General features: G+C 43.3%; 7 protein-coding genes. All 7 read right to left on the bottom strand.

Going from position 1 to position 24,078, the window contains the following annotated elements:
* Nucleotides 1-278: 278 nt before the first annotated feature.
* The gene (locus HXT35_RS05425; RefSeq protein ID WP_004128744.1) at nucleotides 279-1,388 is read right to left on the bottom strand and encodes a class C sortase; all 1,110 of its coding nucleotides are present in this window, start codon (nucleotides 1,386-1,388) and stop codon (nucleotides 279-281) included.
* A 110-nt stretch (nucleotides 1,389-1,498) separates the two neighbouring features.
* Nucleotides 1,499-3,214, bottom strand: a complete 1,716-nt coding sequence (locus tag HXT35_RS05420) for a SpaH/EbpB family LPXTG-anchored major pilin (RefSeq protein WP_421787999.1) — start codon at nucleotides 3,212-3,214, stop codon at nucleotides 1,499-1,501.
* A 9-nt stretch (nucleotides 3,215-3,223) separates the two neighbouring features.
* Nucleotides 3,224-6,100, bottom strand: coding sequence for a hypothetical protein (locus tag HXT35_RS05415; protein ID WP_004128748.1), 2,877 nt, complete (start codon nucleotides 6,098-6,100; stop codon nucleotides 3,224-3,226).
* Nucleotides 6,101-6,585: 485 nt separating this feature from the next.
* Entirely contained in the window at nucleotides 6,586-12,249 is a 5,664-nt protein-coding gene (locus tag HXT35_RS05410) for a S8 family serine peptidase (RefSeq protein WP_421787996.1), read from the bottom strand.
* A 644-nt stretch (nucleotides 12,250-12,893) separates the two neighbouring features.
* Nucleotides 12,894-14,018, bottom strand: a complete 1,125-nt coding sequence (locus HXT35_RS05405; RefSeq protein WP_032843568.1) for a class C sortase — start codon at nucleotides 14,016-14,018, stop codon at nucleotides 12,894-12,896.
* A gap of 934 nt (nucleotides 14,019-14,952) precedes the next feature.
* On the bottom strand, nucleotides 14,953-16,815 hold the full coding sequence (locus tag HXT35_RS05400; RefSeq protein WP_421777644.1) for a SpaH/EbpB family LPXTG-anchored major pilin: 1,863 nt from the start codon (nucleotides 16,813-16,815) through the stop codon (nucleotides 14,953-14,955).
* A gap of 231 nt (nucleotides 16,816-17,046) precedes the next feature.
* Nucleotides 17,047-23,565, bottom strand: a complete 6,519-nt coding sequence (locus HXT35_RS05395) for a hypothetical protein (RefSeq protein WP_421787994.1) — start codon at nucleotides 23,563-23,565, stop codon at nucleotides 17,047-17,049.
* Between the last annotated feature and the right edge of the window lie 513 nt (nucleotides 23,566-24,078).

Genomic DNA, 24,078 nt, shown 5'->3' with positions numbered 1-24,078 from the left:
ATAGCGCGAGCGTTATCTCGCATTTGGAGGGTTACGGAGAGTTAAGCGCTCCAAACACGAGAGAATCATCTCACCTTTGGAGGGTTTGAGGCTGCGTAGCGCTCCAAACGCGGGGAAAGTTTACGGCATTTGTTGTAGGTTTGGCTATTTATGGAAACATTTGCCGTGGATTTTACCTCGCGTTTGTTTCTCTGCGTGAGTAACGATAAACAGCCAACATCCGTTACTAACGCAGATTGGCTACTGCGCGAGTAACACACAGCACACCGCATCACGCACTACCTGCGCCGCAACTTACGCAGCACAGCGCGCGAAACCGCCAGCAAATGCCGTCCGCGCAAACCCATCGCACTGCGCCTCTTGCCCAATGCAATCGCAAGCATCATAAACAGCAGCAGCGCAGACATCACCATCGACACTATAAACAACGTCATCCAAAGCGGCCACTGCAAATGGTCATCAGGCGCTTTCACCGGATCCGGCATCACGCGGTATCCCGTCACCAACAACCTGTGCGTGTTAATTCCGTACGGCGTGCACGTGATTAGCGTCGCCAAGTCGCGCCCCTTCTCGCGCCGCAGCAAACGAATATCGTTCGGCTGCACAACATTTATGCGAAACACTTTGTAGCGAAGAGTTTTGCCTTGCACGTCGAAATAGAAGTAATCGCCTTTTTTAAGCGTGTTTAAGTCGTCGAACATCGTGGCATCCGGCATACCCGTATGCGCCGTCACAACCGTGTGTCTGCTTTTGCCACCCACCGGCAAATCCGTACCGTACAAATGCCCAGCACCCATTGCCAGAATAGTTTGAGTAGTTCCGTGGTAAATAGGCAGTTTCACACCAATCTTCGGAATCTTCACAATACCCATAATTCCCATTGGCTCGCTAAGCATTTTTTCGTACTCTTTATACTCTGGAGTGTCCATGTAGTCGCTACTGCCGTTGTAAGGGTCCGCGCTAATAATTGCTTTGTGACGAGCATTGTATTCACGCGCTTTTCGCAAAATTTGCGCGCGATTTTCTTTAGGCTCATACTTATTTAATTTGTCGTATTCGATTGAGAGTTCCTTGGCAGCGTAATTGTTGACCAAAGTAGAAACCACAGGATAGCTGAAGCACAAAATGCCAATAAGAACAAGCACAACAGGCTCAGCCAGCTTGCGAAGTGTAGACATTGGTTTTGGGGATGATTGCTCTGGCGTCTGAGGCTGCGTGGATTGCTCTTGCGGATTTTGCTGAATTTGCGAAGATTGCGGAGACTGCAAAGATTGCATAGACTGCGAGCTTGCGGAATCTTGCGCACTTTTGGAGGACTTGTTAGCGCGCATACGAGCCAGCCGCTTAAATAGCGCGCGAACAGACTCTGCAAAATCAGCTAGCTTCATAATTCCTCCAATAAATGTTTTTGCAAAATAAACAGGGAGTCGGGAAGCGTTAATTAACGCGCACCCGACTCCCCCATTTTCGTTAATGCTTAAAGAAGCAGGGACTGAACTTAAGCGCGGAGCTTAGCCTGCTCTTCTTCCTTCTTGCGACGGTGAATATACACCACGAAGCCGGCGCCAACGAAGCACACGCCCGCGAGCGCGAAGAGAATCACGCCAGCAGCACCGGTCTTTGGAAGGTTGAACCAGAAACCTTTATCCTTGGTAGGAAGATTCTGGAATGTGTATGTTTTGTTATCATCAGTTACCTTAATTGTAACAACATCAGGATTGCGGATGTATCCGTCTGGCGCAGCAGTTTCTACGATGTAGAAATCTTCATCACGCTTTACAGAATATTCTTCAGTTAAACCAGTATCTTTTGCTGATGTTTTTTCGCCAAAAGCTGAGCGCGGACTATTCGCACCACACTTAGACTCTACATCAGTGTTTGTCTTAACTGCTGTGGCACAAGCTTGTGCATCGGTTGAATTAGCAAATAACACAAACTTTCCACCCTCAAGAGCACTTTGATCTTTAGAAGAAACCTTCTTAATCTTGAACTTCGAGAACTTCACCTCCTTGTACTCTTTACCAGTAACAACGTCTGGAGTACCAGTTTCATGCGAAGGAATTAAGCCGCCCTTGTTAGTAACAGTGCTGTTGCCAAGAGTTTTAGAATCAGCAAGAGTGAACTCTAAAGTAACAAATACCTTTACAACCTTGCCAGCATTGTCGTTTGCAGCTTTAGCAAGTTTCTTCCTACCACCTTCAGTGAAAGTAATAGGAATCTTCTTGCAAGCAACATCGCCAGCTGCAGCAGCTACATCTTCTGCAGTACCAACAGTGTAGTCAGTAGCAGCAAGCACAGTATCGCCATCTGCGGGCTTATCGCCAGTTCCAAGTTGTACCTTTGTAACTACGCTAGAAATGTCAGTAGGATAAGTAAAAGCCTTAGCTGGAGCGAGATCGACTACAGAATAGCCGTTAAAATCAGCGTCAGTAAGATCTGCAGTAGTTTGTCCAGTTTCAGCCTTTTCCTTCATCTTATCAAGCTCAGCGCTAATGGTGTAGGAAATCTTATCGCCAGCGCCAACAGTCTTAGAAGTATCTGCAGTCTTCTTAACGCTCTTGCTCAAATCCTTGTTCTTTGGATCCGCGTATGGAGCATAGTTGTAGACTACTTTGCCATCAGCATCCTTTTCAATCCTTGGGATTGTCATATAGAATGGCTTAGATTCGGCAGCAGAGAAGCCCGTTGGAACTGTTGTTTCTTGAACTTGATACAAGCCAATTTTAAGACTATCAAACTTTGCAACACCTTTTTCTTTAGTTTTTACTTTAGTTCCAGCACCAGTTTCAAGAGTTATTCCAGTAGTATTGCCTTTATTAAGATTGTCGATTTTATTCGCGACTTTAACCCAATCTGCGTACTTAGTTAAGTCGATATCCTTACTGTCGATTTGCGTCACCTTTTTTACAGTGAACTCAGCGCCGGCAACAGGAGTTGACTTCTTCTGCTTTTTGGTGGTTGAGTCAACCTCGTCTTGCCACTTGTAAATGGTGAGGGAATAATTAGCAGCCTTGTCGTTGTCACCAAGCTCCCACGGAGCATTCTTGTAAACAGCAGCCTGCGAGTTCTTATCTACACCTGTTATACCAGCAGTCGCAGTATCTTCTTCACCCCACGCAACGCTGGACACTGTCACAGCCCCCGCCGCGCACAGAGTTCCAGCCATTGCTAGCGAAGCAAACGCAGCAACGCATCGTTTTGTGAAATTATTCATTTTTTCTCCTTATTTGTTAGCGCTCTTTCGAGCAGAATTTCGGTACACAAAATTTTTCATAAATGCGCGCCCCCACTTTGTTTGGTCGAGAGCAAACGCAAGAACCATTAAGCACGTTGAAACAGTTGCAAAACCGCAGAGCAGAATATTCCAACCTGCGAATCCTGTTTTTGGAAGTTTAAAAGGCTCAACAATGTGGATTGGGAAGGCGGTTAGCGTGTAATCCTTGCCTTCTGTTAGCTCAGCTTCGTCATCAAGAAGAGTATCGCCGTTTTGCACGGAAGTTTCGTTAGCCACCTTAGTTGTATAAGCAGCAAGCGCATTCGGCTTCAACGCATACACAACGCACTGATAATCGCCCGTTTCTTTAGGCGCGCCTGCAATGATCGAATCCGTGCGCTCGACTGCATCGAACGGATTATCCGTATCCCAACCATCCGCTTTAACATCTCGCCTAAATAGAGTGCGCTTTGCATCGCACGAAGCTGAGTTACGCTCGCAATCTTTAAGCTCAGCAACAGTTTTAATATGATCCCATTTATGAATTTGGCTCTCCGTAGGAGCACTCAAGCCATTAACGCTACTAGACCATTTTGCACCATCATCCACTTCGCCATCTTTATTCAGCTTAGTGCACAAAACTTTTATAGAAATCTTCTTATCAACGTCACGCAATGACCACGCATCAATATACGGATTCAAAAATCGCATTCCGCGCATCATTGTGATTCCCTGATCTGGATCCACATCTCCATAATCGTCACTTTGCAAACCCGATTTGCCTTCAGCTGAAGCTTTTTCAGTTGTAACTCGCAGCTTTAAATCATCATTAGCAATCCATGGAGAATTGTTGACAGAGACTTTCAAATAGATAGGCTTACCTTCGTTACTGGAATCTGAATCAGCAGAAGAAGATCCGTCAGGAAAATGCGCAACAACTGGCACATAGTAGTCACCTGTTTTAATCCAAGTGCTCATTTTTACAGTGATCTTTCCGTATTTTTTGCCAGAGCCTGCAGAAAAATCTCTGCCAGCCTTACTAGCATCATCAGGCTTGTTACTTTGATCGCTGTTATTTTTATGGTCAATAAATGAAGCCCAATCAGGAACTTTGTGATCAGAATCGCCATCATATTGCCTTATTTCAAACCACGTTCCGTCAGGAAGATCATACGTGCGCGCTAGCTTACTATTGCACTTATCCCCTACGCCGCACTTGTTAACAGGCACAATAGAAGTCGAAACTTCACCTGGAAGAGTATTAATGCCGTCACCATAATTAGGCTGATAATAGTAAGACATTTTGCGAACAGTAATGTTCAAAGTCTTAGCTTCCCAAGTAATACCTTTACTGGAATTAAATAAAGCATCTTTACTTAGCTCGGTATCAATATCAGCAATATTGTTAGACTTAGCTGTAGCTATTTGATCAAACTTATTTACTACAGCTTCATCTTGCTGGTCTTGCGAACCGTCATTTTTAACAGAGTTCCTTAAAGCATAAACTTTGCACGCAAAATTACCGGTTTTTTCTACAGTGCCAGTAAGTTTGCCAACTGTACGCTCGTTTACGCTCTTAGGCTTAAAATCCGGATGTGTTGTAACATACTTGTTGTACACGTAATCGTCATAAAGTAAATCTTTTACACTGCAGCCACTGTCAGGATTGTCAAAGCACTTCTTTTGCTGCTCATAACTGGCGTGCTCCCAAACTTTTACGTCTTTTTTATCTAATGTAAGCCCATTAATTTCGCCAAGTTTGTAACTTCCAGCAACAGGCTTGCCATCGGAATCCTTTTCATAGCAAATCATGCGCTGATTAATCTTGCCTATGCCAAGATACGCAGAAGCATCAAAAGTGGTTTTTTCAACCTTTTGACCAAGCATCAAAACCAAATCAGAATCACCAGAATCCGAATACTTAAAATCTTCCGTATCATTGCTACTTATTGAAAGCTTCAAATCGCCAGGTTGTGGATTAAATCGCGTAAAAACTACATTCGCATAAACTGGAGAAGACTTACCATCTTTACTATTTCCAGCATTTGTATCATCGGAAGTAGTGTTATCCGGATAGTGCACAATTACGTGAACTTTGTAATGACCTGCTTTAGTCCACCTATCTGGTCGGAAAGTTATAACACCATATTTTGAAGAATTAGCACTATCAGGAATGGATTTTGTTTTTTTGCATTCGGAAGAATTATCGCACTGTTCGCCTTCAAAATTAGCCCACTTAGAAGCATCTTCTTTATCAGCTGCATCTTGCTTAATTTCAAACCACGTGCCAGCAGGAAGAAGCCCACGCTTAATTTTCTTATTGCCGCGAATCGGCTTACTCTTAGGAGTACCAGAATTCTTACTTCCACTTGTAGAGAGATTTCCAGCAACAATATTCGGAGTACTTTGATACTGAGGATTATAATATTCGGCGCTGTTATTAGTGCCGTCGGGTGCGCTGCGATCTGTGGAGGATCCGCTGTTAGTGTCGGTTGTTTTATTAGCAGCTTTTTTGTTATCGGCTTTATTTACGTTGACATTATTTGCGTTGGCTTTATTCGCGTTTTGACTGTCATTAGCAACCGCTGCAGAAGAAGGTTTAGTAGGCTCAGGTTTAATAGACGCAGTATTAGTATCAGCAGCCTTAAGCTCAGACGCAGGCGCAGGATTTGTTAAAGTATTTGAATTAGACTTTTTGCCGACCTCAGTCTCAGCCTTATTCTCTGTTTTAGTTGAAATTTTATTTGAAATTTCGGAAGATGCGTTCGACGGCGCAATAGGAGCAATCGCGAAGGTTGCAAGAACAGTTGCAGAGGCAACGAAAAACGCAAAAAGAGCACGTCGCGTGCACTTACGAAAATCGCGCTTGCGTTGTTGCATAGACATTCGCAGTATCTCCTTCTAATCTTAATGACTCTTAAAACTCGCACAACAATTTACGCAATAAGTACGGCACAGGCATAAGCTAACTTATATGAAATATTCGCATCAAATTAAGCGCCAGCCATCAAATTCATGCAGTCACTAGGCTGTAACACGAATTGCAATCTGCCGAGTCCCTCTTGTAAATTGCAACAATAGCTTTTGCAACTATACCCCCCCCCCCCTAGGCATTTTGCAACACCCACTTAAAATTTAAAAGATTTTACGGAAAATATCTAAAATTATGTTATTTTAGCCTTAAATTTATGGATTTGTTAGAATATTCGCAATATATTGCATACAACAAAATATGGGTTATTCCCCAAAATATATTACATACAAAAAGAGCACCCCACCTTACTAGAAGATGAAAAGTGCTCTTTTGTTTGTTTATGTTATTTACTTTTGTTTACTTATTTATTTATTTTTGTTTACTTACTTGCGTTTACTTACTTGCTTGCGTGCATATGACGGCTGCGAGTTTTAAACGTTACAACACCACTTGCAAGCAGCACCATAAACGTCACAACCATGCCAATCACACTGCTACCAGTCATCGCCAAATCAGAAGTCATCTTCTTGGCGGCAGCCTTAGCGGCAGACTTCTCCTTTTCAGCAGACTTCTGCTTTTCAGCAGCGTTGCCATTGGCAGCAGCATCGCCGGATGCAGCGGATGCATTTCCGTCTGTACCAACATAAGTAATACCAGTAAACGTACCGAATCCAGAACCGGTACCTAATCCGTTACCGAATCTAGTACCAAGTCCGTTACCAAATCCAGTACCAGAATGAAGCTCTGAATACTTCAGGTTAATCTCTGCAACTGTTTCATCGAACGCTGTAGCATTTTCAGGAATAACCCACACGTTAGCCCAAGCAACCTGCTCGCCCTTATCGTTAAGCAAAACAATCGTATGCTTACCGAAGTAGCCAGCTGGAATCACAATATTAAACTGAGGTTGACCATTCTTATCCAAAGTTACTTTCACATACTTAGATCCATCTTCACCATGCAATAACACAGGCGAAGAATACATGTAAGCATAAGCGTAAGAAACCTTGTTTTCCTGAAGTTCCTTTATGAACTTGCTCGTAGTTGAAGAGACTTTAGTCTTGTGAGACTTAGAGCCAGACTTTGCATCGCCCTTAGCATGATCAATGCCAGAGAAATACAACTTCACAGGATTGCTCTTACCAGCGCGAACAACATCATTCATATGTTCACCAGCAACAAGGATTCCCTTAAGCGACTGATCTAGCTTTGCAGTAGACTCAGGAGACCTAGGGGCTGGAATTGAAGCGGAAGGAGGATTGACAGTTACAGAAGAGGAACCATGATCATTCTCATGACCATCATTTGACTTCTTTTCAACGAAGAATTCTGCGGAAGTATTCTTCGTTGCAACGTTACCAGCATAATCAACAGCTTCAACTTTAATTAAGTGCTTTCCGGCAGAAAGTGAATTGAAATCGACATCTACCTTCAGCTGTTTCTTCAGATCTTTCAGATCGGCAAAAGTAGCATCGTAAGGATTGTTCTTACTCAGCTTAATATCCGTTTCTTTAAGATTATTACTTGCATGATTTACTTCTTTACCATCAATCATCACTTGCAATAACTTCAAATGATCATCTTTAGCTGTTACAGAAATCTTACTATTTGCTTCAACACGATCATTGTCCTTTATTCCAAGTGTCACAGAAGGAGCATTCTTATCAACAACAACAGGAACACGACCATACAGTGCGCTAGACATCTGATCAATGGCTTGAATTAACACAAACTCTCCATTTTTAACTTCAACATCTCTATCGAAGCTCTGAGCATTAGTTTCTTTGCCTTTAGAATCAGTACTGAAGTTGTCTGAAGCAATAAGATTATTAATCTTAAGAGTATAGCCAGCAAAATCATCACTAATAACACCCTTGAATTTCACAGTGTCTTTATTAGTGAATATTCTGTCGCCATACAACTTTGGAGTACTAAACATTACTTCTGGAGCCTGTCTGTCGAAATAGAAAGCAACCGGAGTATCTAATACCACATCATCCGTCTCTTTGACAATCATCCTAAAGTCATTTATTCCAGGATGCATTGGCAGAGTTACCGTGAATGTAGAATCAGCATTTGCATTAGTGGACTTAGTGATTGTTGCAGCTATAGGATCAAAATCCTCATATCCCGAGCCATCATATTTAACTCGATTAGCTTTTGTAAATAGTATTCCTGTAGCTTTGTTACTTACTTTGCCGTTTGCGGTAAATGAATCGAGCGAAGTACCATCAGGAACATTCCAGTTATATGATCCTAAGCTGTTAGCATTACTCAGTGAAATATTATAAAGCTTTTGGCTTTGTCTTTGTGGCATAACGCGATTAGCAAAGCCTACATCCTGAGTAGATGCGTTAACTCCATCACTAGCAACCAAAGTAAGTGAATATGTATTAGCAGATGGAATAACTTTTACCGTAAATGAGCCATCAGGACCAACAGTTACAGGCTCTTCCACTTGTTTAGTCTGAATTTCACCATTAACAACATCATCTTTACTATACTTGACAGTAAGCGTGAGATTCTGCTTTGGAGTAGTATCGTCCTTAACTTCACCTTTAACTTCTACTGCACCAGTTTGGTCAATTGTTACATTCCCATTACTATCTGCATTAGTTAGTTTAATTGTTGGTGCCTTTTCGTCAAAATTAGTTGCAAGAGTTTCAACTACTTCTTTACCATCAGAATCTTTTGCCTTAACTGTTATTTTGTTAGCACCTTGTTTAATAGGAGCAGTAAAGCTAAATTCAGAATTATCTGTCTTAACAGTTAATTCTTTTTCTGCTTCAGTTCCTGATTGAGCATAAGCTTTCACATCCTTGCAGCCATCAGCAACACGTCCAGAGATTTCGATGCTGTATTTATTCACACCGTTATCTTTTTTAGTAGTGACATCCTTAATGCCAATATTATTAAGATTAACCTTATTATTTATGAGAATCTTTTTATTAGCAAATTCCTTAAACACTTTGGATGTATTGGTTTCATTGAAACCGCCATCATGCAAACTGACATTGACGTAATAAGCATTCTTACCTACATTAACTTTGCAAGTGCGAGTATAGCCATTTGCGTCATGAGTTTCACTGCAATCATTCTCATTAACCTTGACATAATCACTGTTACCATTAACTTTTACCCCTGGATCACTCAACGTTTCACTTAACTCATCATGAGCTGTAATGGTGATTGTACCATCGTTGTCAGGTTCGCTAATTGTAACGGTTGGAGCTTTAGTATCAAGGTTAAAATGCATATCAGTCGTCTGGCACATACCCTTAGTCAAGCAAGCTTTTACTCGATAAATATATTTGCCATCAGGAAGTTTCTTATTCCAATGCGCAATATCAGTAGATGTCTTATCATAAATAGTTCCATCAAAAGCAATAGAACTATTTAATGCTCTTGGATCACTTAATAATTCTGAGAAATTAGAACGCGAAACGTCATGTTCCTCTCCTACTTCTGCAACAGTCTTACCAGAATTATCCAAAACAGAATACTGTATTAAACTTGCATTACGGAATAATGCTAATGATGGTCGTATCTTATCGAATAACTCATCACCATTTGGCGAAAATTCTAAATGACCAGGAGCTTCATCATTAACTTGCACATCACCAAAATAACTTTCTGCAATAAGCGAAGTAGTCATATCAATTGTATTGTTAAGATACTCTTCACCAGGCTTTACAAGAATTGGCTCCTTATCCCAATCACCAACAAAACCAAGATATGGAACAGCCAAATTTGGTTCCCCGTCAGTTTTTGAAGCGAAACGCGCCCAACCTTCAACGTAATGATCGCGAGTCACGTCTGGAGTTAATGTAAACTCTACTTCTTTTTCTGACTTAGGATCTACTGTAACTTTATCAGTCGAAGAAGCTAATGTTTCTGAGCTAATAGAAGTAGTAGTTTTTTCACCAGCATTATTAGATTCATTAACAACATTTTGTTTAGGAACTTCATAAGTTACAGCCTTATCTCCATAATTGTGCAATTTAACAGTGAACTTACGATCTCCATTAACCTGACGTAAAGCCACATACGAATTGCCATCAACTGTTGCAATCACGTTAGTAGCAACGGCATTATCGACATGAGCTAAGCCAGCACCGATTTGACGAGGCGCGAATGGCACATTGCTTGAATTATTGAGAATCTCAGCCGTATTCATCAAGGCTTGTTCAACACGAGTAGCACGATCTTTTGGAGAAAGCTTAGGGAAGCGCTTCTTATAGCTTTCCATCACCAAAGCTGAAATACCGGAAACGTTTGGAGCAGCCATAGAAGTACCAGACATATTAGTGTACTTGTTGTTGTTCTGAGTGGACCACACGTTACCGCCGATGCCAGCGATATGAGGCTTAAAATCAAGTTCTGGAGTTGGGCCCCAAGAAGTAAAGCTAGAAGGATGCAACTTATCAGGATTTGGAATGCCCATTGTCTTATCAGAGAAGGAAACCTTAACTGTACCACTTGCATTAGCCTTGAGTGCAGCAACAATCTTCAAAGCATCTTCACGACGAATTGATGCTCCAAAGCATGTGAACTTATCAACTCCAGCCATGCCAAGGAACTGTGCTGAATCACCATCTTTGTTATAAACAATTACACCATCAGCACCCTTATCAATAGCATTCTGGAATTTTTCAGTAAATGCTATTTTGCCACGCTCAACTAAAGCGTACTTTCCGTTAAGATTCAAATTCTCAACGTCACTTTTTTGTCCAAGACCGATGTTCACAATCTCATGTTCTTTACCATCAGCTTTACCTGAGGCTATAGAGTAAGGAATCTCAGTTGCCTTACCAGCTTTATCTTTATATGAACCAGCGGTTTGAATAATATAAGAATTTTCTACAGAAGCAACGCTAAAAGCAGAAGGATAAGAAGATGGCGAACCAAGAGTTGCATCATCCCACTTTCCTAACGCATCATCAGTTCCTCCAGATGTAGAGAAACTCAAACCGGAGTTTCCTGCAGAAACAACTGGAAGCACACCAGCTTCACGAGCCTTCTTTAAAGCGAGAGATGTAGCATTAGAAGTTCCACTGAAACCGTTATCTGAGCCAAGAGACATGTTAATAACGTCTGCACCGAGCTTTACAGAATCCTCGATTGCAGCAACTATATCAGCATCACGAGCTCCGTGTGCTCCTGGCTTATTCGAAAACACTTTCATAGCGAGAAGCTGAGCGTTTGGAGCAATGCCGTTGATATGACCATTTTTATCAGCTGGCTTATTATCATCATCGCCGTTAGCTGCCACAATACCAGCTACGTGCATGCCATGCTGCTCTGCACCACTATCTGTAATAGTGTAGTCTTCATCAGCATAGTTGAAGCCAGCAGGAACTTTATTAGTGAACTTTACACCTCTAGACGGGAATGTCTCCTTAATCTTACGAGCTTTTTCAGCTTTGAAATCAAGTTTCATATCATGGTGACTTGGATCTATGCCCGTATCAATAATAGCCACAAGCATTCCAGTTCCATCAAGTCCACGTTTCTTAAATTCTTCATTCACACCCTGCAAACCGCGAGCATAATTTTCAAGAGGGTAATACAAACGTTCTTGCGCAACAGAAGCTACCTCATGTTCATGACGTAAAGCCGCAACTTTGTTAGCTGGAAGCGTTGCCTCAAAACCATTCATAAGGTAACCAAATTGGCGGCGGACTGTCATGCCATATTTTGAAGACCATTTTACAATAAGACGATTCTGGCCAGCTTTATTACTACTTTCAGATTGTTTCGAAGGAAGTTTTGGCTGTTTCTTCAAAGTAACAATAACAGTTACAGGCTTATTAGAAGAACCAGTCCTATTAAATGGATTATTAACTATTCTGCCAACAATCTTAGGATCAAGATATTTAGTAGTTTTATTCTTCTTATTTTTTTGGTTTACAACTTGCGTGAGATTATTTTTCTCAGCACTATTGTCTTTAACATTTTCCGCATAAGCCGCAGTTGATCCAGCAAGCGGTACCATAAGCGTCACCGCAGCTACGCCTAATGCTGCTAAACGAGTCAGATATGACGTTCGTTTGAACTTCATAAACATACTCTCCTTCAAAATGGTGGTTTTTATACAGGAAAAATTTCGGTTCGAGCTATCACAAACTCATGCCAGCTGCCAAAATCTTTCATACTGGCTGTCAAAATTTTTCATGCGGGTGTAAATATTTTTGTTACGCTGGCTTGAATCATTTCCGCTAAATATCGCACAAGAGGCATACCCCCCCCCTATGCAAACAGCAAGAAATGGCGCATTTTTGCAAGTGCAACAAAATATTTTCCATATACTCTAGCACTTGTTTAAAGAGAAAAAATTTTTTTAACTTGTTAATTTCGCAAATAAAATTTGAAAAATTTATATCTCGGATAGAGAAATGGCTAAATTACGCCATTCTCTCGCAAACACTTTTCCACAAATAACATGCAAAAAAAAATTGTAGTTAACATATAATTTACAAAATTTTTCAAAAACCTTGCATTGTGGCAATATTTTTTAAAAAAATATTGTTGATTTACCAACTAATGTTGGCACACCTCGCAAGTTAAACCGTAAATTTTTCAGCCGCCCGATGAAGACACAAACGACGAAAAAATTTACACCGTGAGAGCGTTACCTAGCATTTGAAGCATAACACCCACAAAAACCCTCCAAACGCGGGAAAATCATCTCACATTTGGAGAGAATCACCCGCGCCGCAACTTACTCAGCACACTGCGCGACACCGCCAGCAAATGCCGTCCGCGCACATAAATCTCATCGCGCTTCTTACGCCACAAAGTCGCAACCATCGTCGCCAACACTGCAAACGTCAGAATCATAGCGAGCACAAACAGCGTCATCCAAAGCGGCCACTGCACACGATCCTCCGGCGCCTTCACCGGATCCGGCAGCACGCGGTATCCAGTCACCAGCAACCTATGCGAGTTAACGCCATACGGGGTACACGTAAGCAGCGTCGCAAGGTCACGCCCCTTCTCACGCTGCAGCAAACTAATATCGTGCGGATCAACCACACTAATACGAAACACCTTGTATCGCAGCGTCTCCCCCTGCACATCAAAGTAAAAATAGTCGCCCTTCTTCAAATTCACCAAATCGTCGAACATCGTGGCATCCGGCAAACCCGTATGCGCCGTCACCACCGCGTGACGATTCTTACCGCCCACCGGCAAATCCGTGCCATACAAGTGGCCCGCACCATGCGCCAAAACCTCCTGCGAACTACCATGGTAAATCGGCAGCTTCACACCAATCTTCGGAATCTTCACAATACCCATAATGCCCATAGGCTCATCAAGCTGCTTCGCATACTCCTTATACTCCGGCTTATTCATGTAATCCGTGGTACCATCGTACGGATCGGAGCTAATAATCGCCTTATGACGCGCATTATAGCGGCGAGCCGCACGCAAATGAGCACGACGCACATCCCCAGCCTGATCGTGATTATACTTATCGTACGCGGAAGAAATTTCCTTAGAAACGCGATTATTCCAAAGCGTAGAACACACCGGATACGCAAAACACAACAATCCCGCAAGCACAAACGCAATAGGCTCAATAATGCGGCGAAGCTTAGATTTTTGCTTAGACTTGTGAGCAGCGTGGGGTTTTGAGGCGGAAGCTTGGGGTGGTTGGGTTGATTCGGGTGCGGGTGGTTGGGTTGCGGGTGATTCGGTTTGGTTAGTTTGGTTAGTTGCGGTCAGTGAAGTTGCGTTAGTTTGGTTAGTTTGATTTTTGAAAAGCTTATTTTGGGAGATTTTGTTGAGGAAAGCATATACTTTTGCAACAGCGCTGTTTAATTTCACGCTTCCTCCGTTTCTAAGTTTATGTACGTAATTTTGTTTGTGTGGCGCGAGTTTTGGGGGATTTCTCTCCTCGCACGTCCCGTCCTTCGGGCGCTCTGGCTGTTAAAGGCGTTTATTGTGTTCGCCTTTCTTTAAAGAATGTAGCTTCTCAGTCCTCTTTTAGTGCTCGTAGAGAAATCCCCCAAACTCTGCGTGCTAACCATTAATAACCTCGTTTTATCGCAGAGATTTTTCGATTTTTCTTCTTCGCTTGGCGAATCAGCAGCCTGCGGATCTGACGTTCGCCGCGCTCAGTGCGAAAAATCTCAAATCTCTACCACACGAATATTTGCTCGACAAGCAATTCCTATCTCCCACCTGCAGAGCATTAATGTTAAAGTTCACTAAGCAACAAGTAATCGCCGTTTGCAGAAGCACAACTGCGAAGCTTCAGGAACATTTGCAGGAGATTCTCTGGCGTTTGTAGCTGGATTGGCTGGTTTGTGGGACATTTGCCGGAGATTTTCTGGCGTTTGTAGTCACATCAGCCAATTTATGGAACATTTGCCGGAAAATCCCCCGTGTTTGTGTACTTAGGCTGGGTGCAAGTCCACAAACACGCGCACCCTTCCCCGCGTTTGTGTACTTAAGCCGTTAGCAAAGCATTACTGCAAAGCTTCAGAAACACCGTTAGCAGAGCACAACTGCAAAGATACAGAAACAAGCGCAGCCGAAATTTACAGCGTTTGCAGCCAAAGCAATGTTTTCAAAAAAGAAAGATAAGACAGCAGACTGCGCTGTGCGAAGAAGAGGGATGCTCGCGCAAAGCGCGAACACAGCGCAGCCTGCTGAGTATTTAATTATAGCCAGGCGATTAAAGTTCCTCCGCGCAACACGCGCAAAAGCCTAAACCCAACCGCCCAGCGGATTGCAATTCCTTAAGAATCGCGCAGAATCAGGCAGCCTGCTGCTCTTCATCCTTCTTGCGGTTACGCATGAACACGAAGATGCCGAAGCACACCAAGCACACGCCAGCCAACGCGAAAATAATCACGCCAGCAGCACCTGTCTTTGGAAGGTTGAACAGCCAGCTCTTGCCGCCTTCAAGACCAGGGCCAGGAATGTTCTCTACGGTGAAAGTATCCGTTGTTTTATCTGCTGCAACTGTCACAGCATGAACATCAGGGTTACGAATGTAACCTTCTGGCGCCTCGGTTTCCACAACGTAGAATGCTGTACCGCGCTTAACGGAGTAGCCTTCGGTTTCACCTTTCTCTATGCCTTTTGTGTTATCTGCAGCAGTAGCAGTAGTTTTCTCACCAAAGCCAGCGGAAGATTTAGTTTCGCAAGCGGCCTTAAGCTCTTCACCTGCCTTGCCTTCCTTAATCGCATTGGTGCAAGCTGTAGCTTCAGTCTGAACCGCAAACAACCTAAACTTTGCGCCACCCAAGGCAGTCTGATCCTTAGACGAAACCTTCTTAATCTTGAACGTAGCAAATTCGGTGCTTGGAGGAGTATCAGCAGGAATCTCTGGAACATTTGTTCCAGGCACGTGGGAAGGAATTACGCTAGCCTTGTTTGTAACCTTGTCAGTCTTAAGTGATGCAGAGTCTTTAAGCGTGAACTTAAAATGAACAGTCACGTACACAGCCTTACCGACGTTGGATGCATCGTTTACTTTTGCAGCAAGCTTTTTGCGGCCAGCAGCAGTGAACTCGATTTTGATCTTAGTGCGAGCAACGTCCTTCTTAACCTCTTCACCGGTAGTAACTGCAGGAATAGTAGTATTGCTATCTACAGTGTAGTCGCCACTAGCAGGGGTAGTCTTATTGTAGGCGAGTTCTGTACCTTCTGTAACTTTACCTTGATTTTCCGTATCTCCAACAGTCATTTTAGTAATTACTGATTGGTCGTACGTAGTAAAGTATTCACTTGGCGCAAGATCAAAGATGGTGTAGCCCTGGAAATCATCTTCCTTAAAATCTGGGGAATTTGTAGCAGCCTTTGACTTATCAAGCTTTGCCTTGATGGTGTACTCAATCGTATCGCCAGCACCAACCGTATGAGTAAGGTTCTGCGTCTTAGTCACACTACCAGACTGGTCAGTGTTCTTAGGGTCAACGAATGGAGCGTAGTTGTACTTGGTTTCGGTCTTGACTGTACCGCCATTGTTAGTTGTCACTTTCTCGATCGCTGGCAAAGTCATGTAGAATGCCTTGCCGCCGTCCGCAGCAGAGTAACCGCTAGGAACAGTGGTTTCCTGAACCTGGTACAAGCCGAGCGGAAGATCCTTGAACTGCACAACACCGTTCTTGTTGGTTTTGCCTTCGCCGAGTGTGAAAGTCCCATCATACGCGACCTTAAGCTTACCAGTTTCATCGGTGGTGCTGATTGCACCTGCGTTGAGCTTCTCAACATTCTTAGTGATTGTTGACCAAGAAGTGTATTCGTTCAATTTAAGCTCAGTACCGCCAATTGACTTAATCTTCTTGAGGGTAAAGCCAGCGCCGGCAACAGGAGTTGCCTTCTTCTGGGCGCCTTGGTTATCGGTTTCATTCTTCCACTTGTAGATGGTGATGGAGCCGAGCTTGGTGGTAGCTTCATCACCAAGATTCCATGGAGCTTTGCCGTAGGAAGCAGTACCGGAATCAACAGCTACGCCAGTTTTACCTTTAGCTAACGTGGTGTCATCACCACCTACAACACTTGGGTTCGCCCAAGCGGAGCTGCCAGCCACCACGGCGCCGGCGACGCACAGCGTGCCAGCCATTGCGAGCGAGGCCACCGCGGCCACGCATTGTTTAGTGAATTTATTCACTTTCTTCTCCTTTGTTTAGTGCCCTTTTGGGCAGGTTTTGAGGAAAATACGATTGTTTTTAATTTTGTGTTGCGCTTAGCAAGCCACGTTTTGTGAAGCCACTTTCGTGAAGCCACGTTTCGCGGGCGCTTTTGGTGCGCAACAAGTTTTAGCGCGAATCGCACTGCAAGCTTGCAAGCCAGTTGCGTATTTGGACCAGCCGGCGCGCAGGTTTGCGTGCAAATTTTTTCATCAGCATCGCCACCTTTCGGTAGACCACCTTCCGACGCGCCTAAATGCGGCGCGCAACCATCCGGTGACTTTGCAGACAAAATCTTTTACAGGCGCGCAATATTCGTCAAATCGCCTAATATTCTTAACTTTTTTGACTAAACCGCGCCAAACTTCGGAAATTTTACTGTTTTGAGTAGTGGATCGCAAGCCGCGCATTATGCCAGCCGCCGCGCCAGCAACTCCAGCAACAACACCAGACGCACTAGCCGCCGCGCCAGCGAGCATCGCATGACCCCACTTCGTCTGATCAACGAAGAACGCGCCGCACATAACGCACATAGCAATCATCGCCACCACCAGCAGCGCCATGCTCATCCCCTCGCCGCCGGTCTTTGGCAGCGCGAATTTGTTAACCACGTTAACTTTGAACGATATGCGATCCCAGTCCTTAGATTTCACTAACGAGCTATCTGTAGCACTAAGATTTACATTCCACATATCAGTTGACGTGTAAGAAGCATTGCCCACAACTTGATTGAAAGCAGTAAGCGCCTTATCTTTCAGCGCAAAAACAGAGCAAGAATACGTTCCAGTCTCTTTTGGATCGCCCTCGATTTCTTCTTCTCTGCGCGCAACAGCACTTTCTACGCTTCCAGCCTGAGCATTATCCGTATTCATCAAGCCGTAAAGCACATGCTCAGCATAGCAGATTCCGTTTTCTCTACAATTTTTCTGCTGCTCTTCGGTAGCAAAATTCCATTCAGGAGTGTTTTCGCCGTAATTATTGCCCAAGTGCATGTTCAGAGTATCTTCAAGCCCGCGGCTCCACTTATCCTCACTATCCTTAGTGCACATCATACGCAGATTAATCTTGCCTTTATCTTTTACACTCCACGCTTGCACAAACGGGTTTTTAAGAAGCCCAATGCCCTTCATAACTGTAAGAGCGCTTCTACTATCTAGCGAACTGTCCGTATCTTTAGATTTAGTTAAAGTCATTCGCAGATCAGTACCCCTATAGCCTAAATCAGTCACCTGCACTTTTGCAAACACCGGATTCATGGTACTGGTTGCACTCGCTGAAGCCTTAAATTGGTTATTTCCAGCATCAGGATCGTCCGAATTTGAACCGTCCGGATAGTGCACAATCACATGCGTTTGGTAGTAGTCTTTAGGCGAAATCGTTACGTCCGGATGGAATGTAACGTTGCCATACTTAGAGCCTGAGCCTAAACTACTATCTTTACCCTTGTGATTGAGTGGATTAGTCTGATCATTAGGCGCATTACTATCGTTCTGACCTTTCAGACCCTTCTTCCAGAATGACCAATCGTATGCGTTATCGTATGTTGCAGGCGATGACGCTTCCTTCTTCAGCTCAAACCAAGTGCCATCTGGGAACGCTTCACCATCAGCAATCGCCTTATACGCAAGCGAGCCCTTATTTACATGATCGCCAGTTGGCTTCTTGTTCTTTGGCAAACCAGACTGCATTTGCTTACCAGCTTGCACAGTCACTTTATCGTACACTGGATTGTAGTTGTGAGCTTGCGTGTGAATTTGGATTGGTATTGGGCGCTTCGCATAGTCAACGCCTTCAACCGCGTCTTTCTTGCCGTTATCACCATCAAGCTTCCACTTGAAGTCTTTCAACGGATCAGTGTTATTCTTACTTGCATCTTTGTTGAGTTTTGCTACAGCTTTATCGAAGCTATTAAGCAAATAGTTATCTTTAGTAAACTGAGTTGCCTTAATTGCATACACTACGCACTCGTAGTCACCAGTCTCATTAGCTGTGCCTTTAATCCATCCACGCGTACGCTCAGTTGTGTCGCGTGAGTCACCATTTGTAATGTAATCATCATACAGCTGCGTATCAGGGTGGCACTTGCTCCTATCCTTCTCGCAAGCTTTCTGAGCTGGTGCATCCTCAGTATGATTCCAAATTTTAGGGTTCTGCATCGTAATGCCAGCAATACCGCCCGACTGGTAGTGAGACTGAGTGCCGTCTGAATTGATCTTATAGCAGATTGTGCGCAAATTGATTTTTCCAGGCTTATACACGGACCAAGAATCAAGCCAACGAGTCGTCTTCGTAGAAGTCTTTAGCTCCTCGCCCTTAGTGAGTCTGATTGTAGTATCAGACCAATCGCCGCTGCCTTCTTTATCACCAACATTCAAGTGCAAATTACCAGGAGTCTCATCATGCGATCGAGTAACATTCACACTCGCATAAATAGGCTTGCCGTTGTTTCCGGAATCTGAATCTGTTGATTTAGAACCGTCCGGATAATGAACTATAACCTGCGTTTTGTCAGGAGCAGCAGGGAACCACCTGTGCGGTCGGAACGTAACCTTGCCAAACTTGCCCGTAGGATTCTTAGCTGAATCACTAGAGTCAGCTTTATTGTCTTGATCATCCTCAAAGAATGCGTAACTTAAAGAACCCTTTAGTTCAAACCAAGTTCCGTCCGGCAGATCACCTTCGCGCACATCGTCTTGCAACTTATCCGCACCATTAGCCGTCTTCTTGCTTTGAGGCAAAGCAGTGTCTTGTTTGGTGCCGGCCTCCATTGTAAGGGTGGTATATTGAGGGTTGTAGTAGTGAGCATCTCTATGCACATGAATTGGGAAGGTTACCGAATCCCAGTCAACGTGCCTTTGAGTGGCATCAATAGGATTGTTTTTACTGCCCTTCTGATCCTTTAAAACTGACTTACTGATAACATCTTCAAACTTTTTGTCACCAGGGTTCTCTACAAACTTCTTTAGCTCTGTATCAAACTTAGTTTGCAAATTACCATGCTTACCATCTTTATTTTCAAGGTCTTTAATAGCGTACACAGTGCACACATAGTCGCCATTATTGTTTACCTTGCCACGCAACCAACCCCAAGTGCGCTCTGTGGTATCATACTCATCACCATATAAGTAAAGGTTATGGTTGCATTTGCTACCATCGGCTTTACACTCATTCCTCTGCTCATTATTAGCTCTCGTCCATTGAGAAGGCTTACTAGTAAACTTACCGTCTAAAGTATTGCCTTCTCGACCAGCAAGTGTTAAACCATTAACACCATCAATCGTGTAATCTGATCGCTTATTATCTGCGCCTAACTTATAGCAAAGCATGCGCTGATAAATTTTTCCTGGCTTAGCACTTGACCACGAATCAAAGAACATTGGCTTAGTGTTGCCATTATCATCGCCTAACACTTCACCTGGGCGGAAACGAATACCAGTTCGATCATTGTCCCCAATTTGTCTTCCGCCATATTGTGAATAAACCCTAAGCTTTAAATCATCGTCTTGAATATCTTGATCGGTCACAGACACAGGTGCATACACAGGCTTGCCAAGGTTACCAGAGTCAGGATCTTCAGAAGTGGAACCATCTGGATAGTGCACAATTACAGGAGTACTATACTCTCCGACCAAGGTACCATTCGGTGGCACAAAAGTAACTTTACCATACTTCTCTTCAGAAGAAGTATCGTCAGGCTCATCCTTACCTGATTTCTTGTTACTTTGCTTACCCTCAAACTTAGACCATGAAAGAACTGTCTTAGAATCTTTATACTTCTTTAACTCAAACCATGTGCCTTTTGGCAACCTTGTACCATTCGGTACAAGATCATTTTGACTCTTATCGTCACCTTTCACGCCATTAGAACCACTCTGGCTTACTGGAGCAGCCGAGGTAACTCCTCCCTTATGACCAACCTTCACATTCACCTTTATGTATTGAGGGTTATATTTGTGAGCCAGTGAATGAACAACAAAGTTTACTGTTTTAGACTGCCAGTCGTATTTTTGGCTATTAGTAGGCAAAGAGACGTTATAGTTTTTTGTTTCTACAGCCTTATCAAAATCAGTTTTTGCCTGGCTTCCATCTCTCAAAGCAAACACGCGGCAAACGTACTTACCGCCCTTCTTAGGCGTGCCAGAAATCTCACCACGCGAACGTTCAATAGTAAAAGCGTCCTTATCAAACAACTTTTTGCCACTGCACGTTCCGTTAGCAAAGCAAGTTTCCTGTTCCTTATCACTAGCGTGAGGCCATTTTTCAGTCTGCTTAAAAGTCAAACCGTTAATAGTATTATCGTTATTCGTTTTAGACAGGTCGCTAAAGGTATAGTTCTCCTTCTTGACACTATTACCTTCCTTTGTTTCCTTCCAACAAAGTGACTTCAACGATATTTGACCAATTTGATACTGAGCCCACGAATCAATCCAAATACTTGGTTTAAGCGGATCGTTAACATCAATAGTTACAGAGCCATTATCTCCTAAATTATTACGGCCGTAACCCTTATGAATATTCAGCTTCAGCTCAGAATCATTAGGATTTGGACGCTTAAGATTAACCGAAGCATACACTACGCTCTTGCTAAAATCTCCTCTTGCGTCAACATTAGCTGCATCGTCATCAGTAGAACTAGAACCATCCGCATAGTGAACTACTACAGGAGTACGGTACTTCCCGACAGGCTCCCTCCATTTGTTTGAATAAAAACGGACTTTTCCATTATTTTTATCTTGATTTTCTATGCGCGACCAATCAAGCAGAGGATCACTCTTTAGAGCGTTCCTACCAGACTGTTTTGTGTACTGCTTCAACTCAAAAGTAGCATCTTTAGGAAGATCACCATCCTGAATACTATCCGCATGCTTCTTGCTTGAATCCTTAACGCTTCGTGGTTTAGCAGTGTAAACAATCGGTATAACATCTCTCTGATTTTCACCAGTTTTTTCTGTCAAATCAACTGGAGTGTAAACAGGGTTGTATATCCACGACTGAGGTATAACCTTAACCTTCATATCGTGAGTGTATTCAAGAGTCTTAGAATTGTTGCAATTGTACAATTCAGGATTAGGATACGTAATCTTTGTACCAAAAGTAAAAGTCTTATATTTATCAGTCTTACGCGGATTATATGTTATGTATCCTGACTTAGGATTAATATAAACAGATCCTTCAGGCATATTGTTAGGAGAATTTACTGTTTGAATACTATTATCAGACTTGCTTACAAGTGAGTATTTTATACCAATATCGTCAGGTAAAGCAGAGGAAGTTCCTCCATCATACACGAATTTACCTTTAGAACTGTCACCCTCCCATTTACCTGTTTTAATAATAGGCTTTACTGTTACTGGACGGCCATAAGTAGTAAGTGGAACGTTATCCTTACCATAATCCTTCAAAATAGAATCCTTATACTGCGGATATTCAATGTCATCCACACCTTTAGGGTTCATGTTATGCAAGTGTTCTACATAATCAGGTATGCCGTCACCATCAGTATCAAATGGACCAAAAACCGCATACTTATTTCTACGCCAGCTACTCCTAAAGCCAGCAGCAACAGGCATCCTGGTATACACATCTTTTTCAGTGTATCCATCTGCTAAGTAGGCACTTACAATCCACGTAAAGCGCTTATCACCAGTATCCCATTCAAGACTTGCAAATAACGTTTCAAAAAGATCTTTATTATTCCACTTATATATTTCGCACATGCCATATTGACAATTTTCAGGACTACCCTCCAATCGAGAGTATTTGTAAGGATTTGGAAGGCCGCCACCAACACCATTGTCTCCACTAGAAGCTCCAAGATTATCATTCCAACTATCGTTGAAACCTTTAAACTGCTTAGAATCACTAGGATCTTTAGTATACGTCCAAGCTGTCCACGACCCGCCAAATTTTTTCAAAGTTCCAATACGCATATCAGTTTGATCTTCGCGAACAAGTTGTGCAGAAGTATCACCTATCTGAATTTTACCGCTTGAACCTTCCCAATAACGTTTTACAAGTATTGTACTTTTATCTAGACCTTTAGGCAAAAACACTGACAAAGTAGGTTTACCAAGATAAGCAGCGCCGTCTTTAGGTTTATTTCCTTTAGGCTGCATCTCACCTGAATCAAGCTGCCTAGCAAACATAGCATTCCTGTTGAAAATTATTTTATAAGTTACTTTCGTTCTTCCATTTTCTTTTTCAACAACAGGATCTTCAATCCTCATATCTCTAAATGCATCAGAAGCATCATAAGTATGCGGTTCATCTTTCCTACCTCTACTATCTTCAGTTGTAGCAGCAATATAACCGTTACCTGCGTAATCCCACCAAACACTTGCCGCATTAGCCTGCTTGACCGGCGGAACTATGAGCATGGTTACTATGGTGGCGGCGGCTACGAGCATTGCGAAAAGCGCGCGGCGAAGAGTGTGGGATGGGCGTGCAGTGCGGGAAGTGCGTGCGCTGACGGAAGTTACTGCGGTGTTGGAAGAAGTAGAGTTAGAAGAAGATTCAGAAGAGTTAGAGTCAGAGTCAGAGTCGGCGAAGTTAAAGACAGAGTTAGAAGCAGAAGAGTTAGAAGCAGCACAGTTAGAGGTTGCGCTAGATACGGTAGCGCTTGAGGTAGCGTTGAGCGCGCCGTCACACTCGCTGATCTTATGCCAAGCAAAAGCGCGAGATGCAAGACGCCCCACGCGTGATGCGAATCCACGGAACTTTGCTGGTAACATTTTCTCGCCTTCCTAATCCTCCACTGCCGCAAAAGCAGCAGCATATCCCAAATTCCAACTCTAATCTTTAAGACTTCACGTACCCAACCTGCATGCAATGCCAATGCTCGGTGCACCAAAACTTGGAGCACACTACTGCAAATGCCATCTAACAGAACCAACCACAGGTAGTTCAGTATAACATACCTGTACGCCCTATATGCAAGTATAGTAGGTGAAATCTTCTAATATTTGTACCCCCCCCCATGAAGAATTTCAAGCAAAATAGGGCATGAATCGTGTGTTTAATCTCACATGCGGAAAAATTCCTGCAATCTACTAATATCGCTAAAAAATCTACTATAAATCGCATTTATAACGAATAATTTTCGGCGCTAAAACGACGAAAGTGCGTGTTCGGCGTGTCTAAAACCGACCACTTCTACGACCCAAGATACTACATGTAGGTATGCTACGCGCGATTTGGCGCTATATACTGTGGTCGCCTGCGCGCGAGGTGCAGGCGCGAAGCGC

The organism is Gardnerella sp. DNF01141 (assembly GCF_049244255.1).
GTDB lineage: Bacteria > Actinomycetota > Actinomycetes > Actinomycetales > Bifidobacteriaceae > Bifidobacterium > Bifidobacterium vaginale_E.
This window is presented reverse-complemented; position numbering and strand designations above follow the sequence as displayed.

Coding starts and splice junctions, on each gene's coding strand:
- HXT35_RS05425 (WP_004128744.1), bottom strand. CDS start 1,388: ATGAAGCTAGCTGATTTTGCAGAGTCTGTTCGCGCGCTATTTAAGCGG.
- HXT35_RS05420 (WP_421787999.1), bottom strand. CDS start 3,214: ATGAATAATTTCACAAAACGATGCGTTGCTGCGTTTGCTTCGCTAGCA.
- HXT35_RS05415 (WP_004128748.1), bottom strand. CDS start 6,100: ATGTCTATGCAACAACGCAAGCGCGATTTTCGTAAGTGCACGCGACGT.
- HXT35_RS05410 (WP_421787996.1), bottom strand. CDS start 12,249: ATGAAGTTCAAACGAACGTCATATCTGACTCGTTTAGCAGCATTAGGC.
- HXT35_RS05395 (WP_421787994.1), bottom strand. CDS start 23,565: ATGTTACCAGCAAAGTTCCGTGGATTCGCATCACGCGTGGGGCGTCTT.